We start from the raw sequence: 14,968 nt of genomic DNA, 5'->3' as shown, positions 1-14,968 counted from the left end.
TTAAACCTCCACTTCATAGGTATCCCAGATGTTTGCCGCAGCTTTTTCGTTCGTTTCTTCTTTGCTGTCCGGCGAAATCAGCCGCTTATTTAATGCAGGCGGTGTTAAAGGATGGCGCTTGATTCGGCGCCCTTCGTCTTCCTGCCACGCTTCCACAATGACGTGGGCGTTTGTTCCGCCGTCGGCAAAGCAGTTAATTCCTGCCGCCGGTATTGGTGACGGCCAGTCTGCCAGAGTGCGGCTGAACTGAATATTGGCCTTTTCTCTATCAAAATGTGTATTTTCATGCTCGCCTGATAAAAACGGGATAAAGCTCTTTTCTTTCAGCATGAGAACAACTTTTATGAAACTTGCAATTCCTTCCGCGCAAAGCGGGTGCCCGATGTTCGGTTTCACAGATCCGATTCCGAGCGGGCCGGCGTCTTTTGAACGGTAGACGGATTGAATGGCCTTCAGTTCTAACAGATCCGTCACGACCGTGCCTGAACCGTTCGCCTCAATATGAGTAATGTCTTCCGGCTGTTTTCCGCTTTTTTCAAGAGCCGTCTTCATGACGGATTTTTGCGCTTCCAGACTCGGCGTAGCCGGGCCTGCCGTTCTTCCGTCATTATTGACGGATGCCGCCTTCACTACGGCATAAATAGAATCTCCGTCTTCAATCGCCTGAGACACGGTTTTTAAAAGAACCATTCCGACACCCTCGCCCAGCACGACTCCATCGGCGCGTTCGTCAAATACATGGAACGACTGCGCTTTACTTAATATGCCGCGCTGTTCAAATAATTTATGGGTTTCTTCTGATTCAAACAGGCTCACCCCGCCGACGACGGCCGCTTTTATTTCTCCTGTTACAAGAGCCTGCACGGCCATATTCATTCCGACTAAAGCAGAAGAACAAGCCGTATCGAGGACAACGCTCGGGCCGCGCATATCAAAATATTGAGAGAGATTTGCGGCCAAATAATTCTGACCCAGCGCGACGATCGGGTTTTTCGCATCCAGCAGTTTCTCTTCACCCGGTCTGTGACGGCTGCGTCCGCCGAGATACACACCTATTGCTTCTCCCTTTATCTCATCCGGCGTATAGCCAGCGTGATACCACAGGTTAAGGCATTCTTCCAGAGCGGCCAAAGCTTGAGGGTCCATTGCCTTTACATCTTCTTCAGCCAGTAAAAAGAAGTCCGGATCAAATTGATTGATTCCATCGAGCATCCCCGCGTAATAAGGCGTCTTCAAACCCCATCGTTCAGCCGGAACAGGACGGATGGCCGAACGGCCTTCAGCCAAAAGCGACCAGTACGCCTCTAAGGAAGCCGCTCCCGGAAACCGACAGGACATGCCGACAACCGCGATATCTTCCCGGTGAATCTGTTTTCCGGCCGGCTCTTCTTGCACCTTAACGGCTTGTGTTTCAATTACCGGCTCAGCCGGCTTTTTCTTAACAGGCTCCGCCGCCGCCAAATCAAACCGTTCCGACAAAACTTCTGTATATCCTTCGAGAAGCCAATTTGCGAAAGATTGAATCGTCGGATATTCATACAGAATGGACGGGTCAAGCGATGCCGAGAGATTCCGATTGATCCGCTGCAGAAGCTGAGCAAGAATAATGGAATCCACTCCGTAATCTTGGAATAATACGTCTGTCTCAAGCTGGTCCTGGTCAATCCGCAGCTCTTCAGAAAATAATTCTTTCAGCCATTCTTCTGTTTTCTTTGTTAATTGAGCGTTGTCTGCGGCAGTATAAGCGGTTTTTTCCGCCGGTTTTACCATAGCCGGACTCATTGGCTGATCCTGCCTGCTCCGCCGCAGGAGTCGCTCCGGCTTCCACAGTTTAGGATTCAGAACGGCCGGCAGCACCGGGCCCCTTGCTGATTCAAGAAGTATGCTGTCAAGGAGCTGTAATCCTTCTGCATTCGTGATGCTGTATAGCCCGCTCTCTTTATAAGCTTTGTTCGTTACCTCGCCCATTCCGGTTTCTTTCCAGTTCGGCCACTGAATGCTTACGATCGGCAGCTGCTCTTTGTATGAGTTTGCAAAATAGTCCATATACGCATTGGCCATGGCATAGTCGGCCTGTCCTGCCGAAAGTGCCGGTATCGCAGCTGACACGGAAGAGAACAAGACGAAAAACTTCAGCGGCTCTTCGCTGAGCACACTGTATAACGCCTGAAGCCCGTCTACTTTCGGCTCGAGCACGCGCTGTATGTCTTCATCGGTTTTTCTGATGAATGCGAGCGTCTCTTTATCGGTCACACCCGCGCAGTGAATCACGCCGCCGATAGGTCCGAGCGTCTGTTTTATCTGACTCAGTTCCTGTCTCAGCCCAGCTTCATCAGCTAACGGGACTGACAAAACCTTCACTTGTACACCTTTGGATTCCAAGTCGAGAACAGCTTCAATTTTCGCTTTTACAGAAGCCGTCACCCCATTCAGTCCGCCCGTCCACTCACTTCGCGGCGGAAGGGTCTCGCGGCCTGTAAGCACCAGTTTTTTCACTCCGTAATGTTCGGCAAAATGGCGTGCGCATAAAAGACCGATCCCCCTCGTCCCTCCGGTGATCAGAAGCACATGGTTGGCCGGAAAATCAATTCTCTCGCCTTTCATATTCATATTTTCTGATCCGCTCAATACGGCGCGGTAGCGCAAGCCATCCCTCCGGCAAACTTCCGCGTCATCAGTGCGGGCATGAAACTCATCGGCAATCTGCTTCGCCAGTTTGTCATCCGAAAGCGCTCCTTCAAGGTCGAGATGCCTTGAAGACAGGTGACCGTACTCGTATGCCAGCATTCTGTACAGACCAGCCCGTTTTGCTCCTGTTGTTTGATTGGCCTCTTTATTTAATGACTCAAGGTCTTTCGTGACACAAAGCAGTGTCATCCCTTCTTTATGCCCATGCTCAATCAATTGCTGAAGCCATTTGATTCCGGCCATGTCTTGAGAATCTTCTTTCGCTGCGCCGAAGAGGTCGATGACTCCGTCAAACGCCTGCCAGTCATATTCACCGGTAAGGTCTGATGCGGTGATGATACGGTGATTCGGCATGTGCGCTGCGATCTCTTCTGCGAGATTGATCGTGTCCCCGCCTGTCAAAATCGCAACGGAACGTGCGCACGGTTCACCCAGTTCGAGCGGGCTCAGTTCCCATTGTTTCGTCAGAATACGTTTCATCCGTTCCTCTGTATGGACCTTCTTTTTGTCAGGATTCTCAGGCACCCAATACGTGTCTTTTGCGAACGGATAAGACGGAAGACTGAGTAAACGCGGCGTACCCTTTTCATACAGCCGGTTCCAATTCAATACGCCGCCTTTCACCCATACCTCTGCCAGCTTGGCGAATTTTCCTTTTTTAATCCAGGCGTCAATGACGATGTCCATATCTTCATCTGCCGTGAACAAGGCAAACGTATCTTTATTGCGGTGAGACTGGCCGGTATACAGCCCGGCAATGTTTTTCTCATTTTTCGTAAATGCTTCCAGCTTTGTTTCCAATTCCGCCATCGTCGCTGCAAGAATGGCCAAGCGCTCTTCCATTTCGTCCCTTCCGGTTTGCAGCGTATAAGCGACGCCCGCCAAGTCTTGATCTGTATACGGCGTTTGACGGATCGCTTTTTGCAGCTGCTGCGCCTGTTCAAACAGTTTTTCTTTTGATTTGGCGGACAAAAGGATGATTGCCGGATTTTCCGGGCTGTGCTCAGGCTGAGCGGCTGCTTTCGGGACATACTCTTCAATAACGATATGGGCGTTGACCCCGCCGATGCCAAATGAGCTGACCCCGGCCCGGCGCGGAATGGCATTTCCGTTTCTATCTTTTGCTGCCGTCCATTCCTGATTTTCCCGCACGATGTAGAAAGGACTGTCATCGAGCTGAATGTACGGATTGATCGTTTCGCAATGCAGGCTTTTCACCAGCGTTTTGTGCTTCATTTGCAAAAGCACTTTCATGACGCCTGATACTCCCGCGGCAAGCTCTAAATGGCCGATATTGCTTTTGACCGAACCGATGCCGCAGCGGTGACCGGAGACTTCAGGCTCTTGATGTGTTTTCGCCAGCTCGTGAAACGCCGCTTTCAAACCGTTTATTTCAATCGGGTCGCCCAATTCGGTTCCTGTACCGTGCGCTTCAATATACGTGACGGTGCTCGGGTCCACTCCCGCTTTCCGGTATGCTTTCACCAATAAATCAGCCTGCAGTTTCGGATTCGGCGAGGTTAACGTATTCGCCCGGCCGCCGTGGTTTTCAGCCGTACCTCGGATCACACCGTAAATCGGATTGCCGTCACGTTCTGCATCTGTCAGTTTCTTCAGCATCAGAATTCCCGCGCCTTCTCCTCTGACATACCCGTTGGCATCTTTGGAGAAGGTTTTGCATTTTCCGTCTTTGCTGAGCATGCCTGCTTTGCTGTAGCTGATATGCGCTTCTTCCGTCAGAATCGTGTTGATTCCCCCGGCAATCGCCATGTCGCATTCTCCGTTTTCTATAGCGGATACCGCCCGGTGAATCGCCACAAGCGAGCTTGAACATGCCGTTTCAATCGGCTCGCTCGGCCCGTGAAGATTTAACAAATAGCTCAAACGGTTCGGACCAATGGAAGGAATCATGCTGCCTGTCGCCGCATGTCCTTCCGGCGCAAGACCTGCCCTTGTGAACAAATCTTTATAACCGGTATTTCCGGTGCCGATAAAGACGCCCGTATTTGTACCGGAAAGGCTTTCCGGCTTACAGCCCGCATCTTCTATCGCCCGCCATGCATAAGTCAATAACAGCCGCTGCTGCGGATCTAAATATTGGGCTTCCCGCGGTGAAATCCCAAAGAACAGCGGATCAAATTCAGCTATTCCGTCGATAAAGCCGCCCCACTTGATATTCGTTTTGTTCCCTTCAAGATTCGGGTCGCCATCAAACGCTTGCCAATCCCAGCGTTCTTTCGGAATGGTTGTGATCGAATCCTTTCCTTCTTTCAAATTGCGCCAAAATTCCTCTATATCCTTCGCGCCCGGGAATCGGCCGCTGATTCCGACAATGGCAACCGGGTCAAAGCGGCGCGGCTCTTGTGTCGCTGCCGCAGCGTTCATTACCGTTGCGAAGCGCTTTTTCCGCTGCATTTTCGGTTTTTGGGCTTTTGGCTGCGCTTTTTTCGGAGACTCTTTCTTCTTTTCGCCGAAACGGCCCGGATGCTCTTTTGCCAAATATCCGGCGAGACCGCTGATCGTTCCGTGCTCAAAGAAAATCGTCGGCGCCAGCTCCAGCTGATACGCTTCATTTAATTGATTCGTAAAGACGGTAAACGATACGGAATCAAAACCGTATTCACTCAATTCCGTATCTGTATCTATGTCTTCACGGTCAACTTTTAAAATGCCGCTTACCATGGCTGTCAAAGCGGTGTGAAGCGTTTGAAGAGATTCTTCTGCATCGTGTTTTTCTTCCGGCTGAGAAGGAAGCCCGGCTTCTGCCTCATCCGTCAAATACTCCGCTAAACTGCGGATCGTCCCGTGTTCGAAGAAGATCGTCGGCGCCAGTTCCAGCTGATACGCTTCATTTAATTGATTCGTAAAGACGGTAAACGATACAGAATCAAAACCGTATTCACTCAGTTCCGTATCAATATCAATCTCGTCTTGGCCGACTTTTAAAATTGAACTGACCAATCTGATAAGCGCACCGTGCCATTTGTCTCCCGAAACGGCGGATACAGGCTCTATTTTCTGCACCTGCGGCTTTTCAGTTTCAGAAACGGACAGGAACGACTGTTTTAATTTCGCTGCGTGTCCTTCGGCTGCTAAAAGCTGCGGCTTTTCCTGAGCCATTCCTTCATAAAATGCAGCCAGGCCTGACGCCTTTTGAAGCGGAACCATGCCGAAAACTTTTTTCATCATTCTCTCCGTCTCGTCTCCCGCCTGCATACCGCCATCTTTCCACAGCGTCCAGTTAAAGGCGACCGTTTTTCCGTGCCGCAGGCCATTCTCCGTAAGGGATTGCCTGTAAGCGGCGTATGCATCCATAAACGCGTTGCCGGCGGCATAATCAGCCTGCCCGACATTGCCGAGAACGCCGGAAACACTGGAGAACAATACGAAAAAGTCAAGATTGCAGTCTTTGCTGGCTTCATCTAAATAAGCGGTTCCGATCACTTTCGGATCAAGCACTTCCCTGAACTCTTCCTTCGTTTTTTGCAGCAGGAAGCGGTCTTGTATCACTCCCGCAGCGTGAATAATTCCGTTAAGCTTTCCGAATTTCTCCGTAATCTCTTTGATCAGCGCTTCATTTTCCCGCCGATCTGCCGCATTCAGCTTTTTGTAGACGACATTTGCGCCTGAGTGCTGAAGCATAGCAAGCTCACGCTGTTTGGCTTCTGCCAGATTTGAGCGGCCCGTCAGAATGATTTTCGGGTGTTTTACGCGACCTGCGATTTCTTTTGCGAACATCAAGCCCAGGCTTCCTGCCCCTCCGGTAATCAGATATACACCTTCGTCCTTCCAGACGGTGCCGCCTCCTGCAGGATGCATTTCTTCCCAAGCCTTCACATACCGTTTTTCTCCTTTATAACGGATATGTTTATCATGCGGCCGATGACTGTCGTTTTTCAGTTTTTGAGCGACAGCCGGCATTTCGCCGATTGATTCCATTTCGATGAGCTGACAGTCAAGTTTTCCGTATTCCAGCTCGGCTGTTTTTAACAAACCTGTTAACCCCGCAAACAATTGCTGGCTGCCGTCTGCTGAAATAACGGTCTGAATCAGAATGCGGCCCTGCCTTTTTTCGCTGATGATCCGCCGGATGTGTTCGGCGATTGTCTGCGCATAGCTTTGGAAGCGTTCAGCGGCTGTTTCACCCTCACCTTCTGCAATCAGCAGTTCGGCGTCTTTCAGGCCGAATGCCGTTTCATCTTTTATACGGCAGGCATCTTCACAAAGTATGATCAAATGCTCATCAGCACGGACAGAAGCTTTCTCGGATGCGGCGGCTTCTTTCCAGACCGGTGCAAACAAGACCTTTTCCGATCCTGATGGCGGCTGAGCCGATTCTGCATCGCCTTCAAGCACTCTCGTAGAGAATCCTCTCACCTTCACGCAAAGCGCTCCTGTTTCGTCGAACAGGTCAATGTCGGCTTTCTGCACGGAATCACCGGTTTGATATCCATCGCTGAAGCGTGCATGCGCCCGCATAGTCGGCGTGCATGCTTTGATGACTTCAAGATATTCCAACGCAAACGGCAGAATCAGCTTTTGTCCGGAAAACTCCTGCATAATGCAGATCGTCGCCGTCTGAATAGCCGAATCAATGATGCTCGGATGAAGCGTAAATTGTCCGTTCGTATGAGAAACAGAATCCGGAAGCTGTATGTCCGAAAACACTTCTTTCTCGCCGATAAAGGCGGACTTAATGCCTTGGAAGGCTTTTCCGTGGAACATCCCCCTGCTCCGGCCTTCCCGATAAAAGGCCGCCGGATCAAGAATGTCCGCTGTGCACCTGTTTTGTATGGCAGAAAGGTCGGCCTCAGGCTCTCGTTCAGCCTTTATGATCTCGGCACGCCCTTGGCTGTGCAGCACTTCTTCGCCGTCAGCGTTGACGCTGTAAATGTCATATGAGATGATGCCGTCCTCTTCAGGGAACAGCGCAATATGGACTTGGCGCTCTTGTTCGTGAACGACGATCGGTTTCATCCAGACCGTATGATGGAGCGTTATTCTGTCTTGGTCTTTTAATAAGCCGCCAAGCGCCCGTTTTACCGCTTCATAAGACATTTCCAAATATGCCGCTCCCGGCAGCACCGCTTTTTCCCTGACCACATGATCCTTCAGGAAAAATTCTGAGCCTGTAAACCGTGAGCTGAACCGCTGAACGGCCAAATCCGACGTGTTTTGCTGCACGAGCGGGTGTAAAACTGAGACTCCGGTGTGTGCGGCAGATGTGTTCTTTTCTGCTTTTTTCGGCCAGTACGGCTCCTTTGCAAACGGGTAGACCGGCACGCTGATTCGTTTCGGATGCTTGTCTTTGTAAAGCTTGTGCCAATTAATGGCGACGCCTTTACTCCACATTTCACAGAGCTTCGGTCCTTTTCCTTTCGCAAGCCATTTCTCAATGAGTTCAGCGCTGTCATCATCATCAGAAAGCCAGGCAATATCTTTCGCCTGCTGTTTTTCTCCTCTGAAGCAGCCTGTTACAGCCGGCTTATCATTGATAAAATCGGCAAGCTGCCGCTTCAGCTCCGCAGTGCCGCTTGTGATAAAGGCCGCGCGCTCTTCCATCGCTTCCCTTCCGACTTGGAACGTGTAGGCAAGATCAGCGAGGTCTGTGTCCGTTTTTCTTTCCAGAAAAGCCAGCAGCTGTTTTGCGTACTCCTTCAGACGATCTTTTTTTCTGGCAGACAACGGAATGATGAACGGACCGGCAGCGTCTGCTGCTTTAGATGCATCCGGATATTGTTCAAAAATCGCGTGTGTGTTTGTTCCGCCAAGACCGAAAGAGCTTAAAGCCATGCGGTGCGCTCTGTTCTCACGAGTTAACTCTTTCTTTTCTTCCGCTACGTAAAACGGAGAGTCTTCTAAATGAAGATTCGGGTTCGGCTCTTTGTAATTGATGCTCGGCGCGATTTCCTGATGATATAAGCTCATGACAACCTTGATGCAGCCCGCCATTCCTGCCGCTGTATCCAAATGCCCAAGATTTGTTTTGACTGAACCGATGCCGCAGTATTGTTTTTTATCTGTATATCGGCCGTACACCGATTGAAGTGCGGACAGTTCGATCGGATCGCCGAGTTTTGTTCCTGTGCCGTGAGCTTCGACGTACGCGATCGTTTCGGGATGTATGCCCGTCTGATCAATGACCTTCTGAATGACCTCAGCCTGTCCTTTGACGCTCGGCGCATAAAATCCGACCTTATCCGCTCCGTCGTTATTGACGCCGATTCCGCGCAGCAGCGCATAAATATGGTCGCCGTCCTTAACGGCATCAGACGCTTTTTTCAAGAGCACGGCGCCGGCTCCTTCACCGCCGATCATTCCGTCAGCATCCGCGTCAAACGCTTTAATATGCCCGTCGCTCGAAAAATTCAGCCCCGGCTGATGAACATATCCGGCGCTTGATTCCGTATGAAGGGTCGCACCGCCGACAAGGGCGTACTTGGCTTCGCCGGACTGCAGGCTTTGAAAAGCCGAATGCAGGCCGATTAACGAAGATGAACAGTTGGCATGGACAAAATAGCTCGGCCCTTTCAACCCGAGTTTATGAGAAATCATCGTCGGAATCGTACCGCTTTGGGCAAGCACCCATGACACGTAGCCATCCGGCGTTTCCAGCTGTGCTGTCGTCTCCTCCGGCAGCAGGCTGCGGTAAGAGTTCGTGCTGGCAGACATATACACGCTTGTTTCCGGAATTTCTTTGGAGATATATCCCGCATCCTCGATTGCCTTCCATGAATGGAGCAAAAGCATTCTCAGCTGAGGATCCATATATTCCGCATCTTTCGGTGAAAAGCCGAAGAAACCGGGATCAAACATTTCTTTCCCCTCTAAAACTGATTTAGCCGGAACGAAGCCGGGATGATCAGCCAGTTCTTCAGAAATACCGAATCGGCGGAGCTCCTCTTTTGAAAAGAAGGTGATGCTTTCTTTGCCTTCTTTGATGTTATTCCAAAATTCATAATGATCTTTCGCTCCCGGAAACTCACAGGATATACCGATAACCGCAAGGCTGTCCTCGTAATAATCGGGAAATTCTTCCGCCGGATGTTCCCGGTCTTCTGCATTCACTTTCTTTTGCGGTACAGGAGCCAAAACGGCTTCTTTCGGTTTTTGCTCAGCGATATACCGGCTGATGTCTTTTACCGTCGCGTATTCAAACAGCTCCGTTACACTGAATTCACAATCCAGTTCCTGCGTCATCCGGTCAGTGACAGTCACGGCAAGAAGCGAATCTCCCCCCGCATCAAAAAAGCGGTCATCAAGCTCTATATCTTTGCTTTTCAATACATCCTGCCAAATCGCCAGTACGGCCTGCTGGATATGAGTAGATGAAAATGTTTGTGTGTCCGGCTGCTTTTCCGTCAGATCGCGGGCAGCAAGAAGCTTGCGATCCACTTTTCCGTTCGGCGTAAGCGGCAGCTCTTCAAGACGGATAAACGAAGCTGGCGTCATATAGGCCGGCAGCGCTTGTTTCAAATGATTGCGCAATTCCTTTGCAGACGGAAGCGGCTCTCCGTTTTTCCGGATATAAAACGCGCAAAGCTTCTCATTTCCGGAGTGATTGTTCACAACAACTACACTTTCCTGTACAGCCGGATGGGCATTCAGCCTGCTCTCAATATCTCCGGGTTCAATCCGGTAGCCGCGGATTTTGACTTGGGTGTCCATCCGTCCCATGTATTCAATGCGGCCGCCGGGGAGAAAACGCGCCATATCGCCTGTTTTATAAAGCTTTGATCCCAGTTCGAGCCGGTGGCTGACGAAAGCTTTATCTGTCAGCTCAGGCTTGTTGAAATACCCTCTTGCCAATCCGTCTCCCGCAATACAAAGTTCTCCCGGCACCCCTTCTAAAACAGGGTTGAGACCGGAATCCATAATATACACGCGGGTATTGGCGATCGGGCGCCCGATCGTAAGCGCGCTCTCATTTTCCGTTATCCGCTGCACCACGGACCAGATTGTCGTCTCTGTCGGCCCGAACATATTCCAAGCCTCGCTTTTCGTATCGAGAAACTGCTGCTTCAATTGTTCGCTAAGGGCCTCACCGCCGCAAAGGATTTTCACATTTTCTTCATTTGACCATCCGGAATGAAAGAGCATTTTCCACGTAAACGGCGTCGCCTGCATGATCGTCGGTTTGTACTCTTGAATCAGCTCTTTCAGCTTCCGTGCGTCTTTTGTGACTTCTGTCTTACAGATGTTGCACTCCGCTCCTTTGATTAAAGGAAGGTAAAGCTCCAGTGCCGCGATGTCAAAGCAATATGTCGTGACGGCAAGCAGTTTGTCTTCGGACGAAAGCCCCGGTTCATTCGCCATCGAGAGTAAGAAATTGGTCAGCGCCCGGTGCGGAATCATGACGCCTTTCGGTTTGCCCGTGCTGCCCGACGTGTAAATGACATACGCCAGATCGTCAGGTGTCACTAACCGCTTCAGCGACGTTCTTTCCGCGGCTGTACTTTCAATATGAGACCAATCGCGGTCAATGGCAGTTGTCTGCACGCCTCCCCAGTTCAAAGAGTGCTCTAAATCAGCTGTCGTCAGGCACATTGAAATCCTGCTGTCGGCGATCATATATTCCAATCTGTCAGCGGGATAAGAAGGATCAAGCGGCACATACGCTCCCCCGGCTTTTAAAATGCCGAGAAGTCCGACAGCCATATGCAATGAACGGTCTGTATAAATGCCGATGAGATCATCAGGGCCTGCACCGTGCGCCTGCAAATAGAGCGCCAGCTTCGTGCTTTTTTCATTAAGCTCACGGTACGTCAGCTGTTGCTGTTCATACACGACCGCACAAGCGTCCGGCGTTTCTGCCGCCTGACGTTCGAATAATTCATGGAAGCAGGCATCCGGATATTCACGGCTTGTCTCATTCCAAGTCTTAAGAATCATGTGCTCCTCTCTTTTTGTCATGAGAGAAACGTTCTCAAGCGGCATATCCGGATTCGCCGTCAAAGCTTCAGCAGCCTGTACAAATTGGCTGAAAAGTCTGGCCGCCCCTGCTTCGTCGAATAATTCGGTGCTGTATTTAATCGTAAGATCCATACCTGATGCTTCTTCCCACATTTCAAATACAAGATCATATTCCCCCTCCTGATGAATGTCTTTTACAAACTCACAGGAGAATTCCTTGTATTCATCAAGCATCGATTGATAGCTGGAATGCTGCAGAAAGTTCTGATAGAAAAAGGCATTGCTGAAAACAGGCGAACCGTTCTGCAGGGGTTTCGCATGCACATCACGTACCATTTTCGGAAACGGATAAAAGGAGTGATCCAGTCCGTCCAGAACGGCATCCTGCACCTTTTGAACAAAGTCAGCAAATGTTTCTTTTCGTCCGGCTCTGCTCCGTATGGGAAGCATGTTGAGGAAATGGCCGACCACTCCGTCAAAGCGTTCTTCGGGTCTGACCATTGCAGGCATGCCTGTCACAATATCTTCCTTATCCGTATATTTGCTTAAAAGCACCATATAGCAGCTCAGCATGACGGTAGACAAATGAATCGAACGGGATGCGGCAAACGCCGTTATATTATTCAGCAGCCGTTCGGGAAGACGGCGTGTCAGCGTATCTTCTGTAAACTCCGGAACACTGCTGTCCGTGCGCATCGGCGGAAGCTGAAGATCAGGCAGATCGCCCTCGAGCTGTTTCATCCAGTAAGCGCGGGCAGCTTTGCTTTCTTCACCCGCTAAATACCGCTTTTCCCAAGCCGCGAAATCGGGATGAATACCGGGAGCGGCAGCCGTAAACTCTTCTTTTCCCTCCAGCAGCGCCTGATAATGTTCCAGCAGACTGTGAATAAATGTAATGGATGAAATGCCGTCAAACACGATGTGGTGAATGACCGTCAAAAGATAATGTTCCTCGGCGGATTTTGAAAGCAGCTGCACGCGCAGTAAAGGTCCGCCTTCTTTGACAAACGGCTCTTTCACTTTTTTCCGTATCAGAGCGGATATTTGTGATTCATTGACGTCAGAAATATCTTCTTCCGAGAATACAAAAGGATCTGCCGCTTCTATGAAATAAAACCCGCCTTCTGTTTCATTCACGGCGCTTTTGAGCATCGGATGCTGCTTTAATACGAGCTGAAACGCCTGTTTCAGTTTCTCTTTGTCGATTCCGGATGTGAATCGGAAACAGAGCGGGACATGGTATGCAGTCGTTTCAGGCGACATTTTCTGCAATGTCCACAGCCCTTTTTGGACTTCTGAAAGCGCTGGCGCCGTTTGCCGTCTCTCCCGTTCTGCCGGCGGTTCGGCTTTTTGGGGATGATGGTCCGCTGACATGTTTGCCGCTTTTTCAGCAGTATAAGCCGCTAAAGCGCCAATCGTCGGGTTTTTGTGCAGCTCTCTTGCCGTCAGCCGGATGTGATACGTTTTTTCAATTGATCTGGCGAGTTTCATCATCTTGATGGAATTGACGCCAAGACTTTGAAACGGTGTATTTGGATCAACGAGCTCATCCGCGATGGAAAGTTCCTCTTTCAGAAAACGGATAAAATCCCGTTCAATTTCTTTCTCTGCAGAAGCCGTGTCTGAATTGCCGCCTTCTTGTCTGTTATTATGTAATGAATCAAATTGCCCTTGTTCAAATGAATGTTTCAGCTGAGTGCGCTGGATTTTCCCGATCGCCGTCTTAGGAATGTCTTCTTTTGCGACCGGAAGCAGATAATCAGGGGTAACGCCGATTCTCTGTGTCACGTGCTGGTGAATGTGATGAAGAAGCTTCGTCATGCGGTTCTCATCCAACGGAACAGATGTCACAAAGAAAATCGCCAGCTCATCTGTCGTGCTTTGATTCGGCCGGACGGCGCATGCCGCTGTATATGACGTTTCAATTTCCGGCAATTCCTCAACGGCTGATTCAATGGCATGGCTGTAATAATTCACACCGTTGATAATGATGGCATCTTTTGTGCGCCCCGTTATCGTCAGGCGGCCTTCACGCAGAAATCCGAGATCTCCCGTTTCAAACCAGCCGTCTTCTGTAAAGACACTCTCATTTAAGTCCGGGCGCTCATAATATCCGCTCGTTACAGTCAGACCCGACACTTGGAAGCGGCCGATTTCTCCTTCTTCCACCACTTGATTGCGGTCATCCGTAATTCTCATATTAAATCCCGGGATCGGCAGACCGATCTCGACGAAACGATCGTCGTCATTCGTGTTTTCCAGTGTAAACTCATCTGAGAAAATAACGCCTGAAGACGTTTCGGACATTCCCCATGCGGGTCGGATGGCATTAGCCGGCAGACCGTGCGGCTCTAAAAGCTCCATAATTCTGCGTCCGACTTTCGCAACCGCGGCCTCCCCGCCGTTCAGCATGTAACGCATGGAAGATAAGTCCCATTTCCGCGTTTGAATCTCTTCTGCAAAATCGGCAAGCAGTCCAAAGGCAAAATTTGGGGCCCACGTGACCGAAGCGCGGTAATGATCAATCAGATCGAGCCATTTTAAAGGGTCCATCAAAATGGATTCGCTCGGTATGTTGATTTCCTCACATCCGAGATAAACATCACGCAGATGAAGCATTCCGATGCCGCCGACATGGTCAAAAGGCATCCAGTTAAACGTGACATCCTCACTTGTATAGCCCTGCATCTGAATATTTCCTTTGACCATGCAGACGATGTTTTCATGGCTGAGCATCACGGCTTTCGGCGTGCCCGTGCTTCCCGAGGTCAAAAGCAGCATCGCCAAATCTTCGGGACGGGGATGATGACAGTCCGTATCCATTTCGTGCGCACTGAGATCTTCTGCCGCCAAAGCGCAAAACCCGGAAAGCTCCTGCTCCTCCGCCCATTCAGTCATCTCCGGCAGCACGTCACGGCTTGTGATGACATACGGCCGATTCAAAAGCGTCCAGGCGTCTTTCAGTTTTTGCGTCCCGCTGTTCATTTCTGTATAAGCCGGAGCGGCCGCAAGCGGAACCGGGATCGCTCCTAAAAAAACACAGCCCCAAAAAGCAGGAATCAGCTGGGAATTGTCACTGAGCTGTAATATGACTTCATCCTGAGCCTTCACTCCTGATTGGCGGAGCCCTTTCACAATCGAAAGAGCGATCTTTTTCAGGCCGCTGTAAGTCTGGTACACTTTGGTGCCGTCAGGCTGTATATATGTGATACCCTTTTGATCTCCCGCTGCCGCGGCGGTTTTGTGCAGGACTTCAGGAATCGTCATCGGCTGATCCGCTGAAAGCCGCAATGATTTTCCATAGCTGACAGATGGCTTGAGTAACCCGCTTGCCTTCATATCACTTTTCATAGAGCTGCCTCCATTT

At 50.3% G+C, this 14,968-nt stretch carries 1 protein-coding gene; it reads right to left on the bottom strand.

All coding sequences use genetic code 11. The features are described 5' to 3' along the window. Positions 1–14,952, bottom strand: coding sequence for an amino acid adenylation domain-containing protein (locus tag NSQ37_RS14490; RefSeq protein WP_341123953.1), 14,952 nt, complete (start codon positions 14,950–14,952; stop codon positions 1–3). Positions 14,953–14,968 lie beyond the last annotated feature (16 nt).

Origin of the sequence: Bacillus sp. FSL P4-0334 (assembly GCF_038004825.1) — a bacterium.
Taxonomy (GTDB): Bacteria; Bacillota; Bacilli; order Bacillales; family Bacillaceae; genus Bacillus; species Bacillus velezensis.
The sequence above is the reverse complement of the archived record's forward strand: the minus strand, read 5'-3'. Positions and strand labels throughout refer to the sequence as shown.

Bases quoted from the DNA above. Each gene is read 5' to 3' on its own strand.
- NSQ37_RS14490 (WP_341123953.1), bottom strand. From the start codon at position 14,952: ATGAAAAGTGATATGAAGGCAAGCGGGTTACTCAAGCCATCTGTCAGC.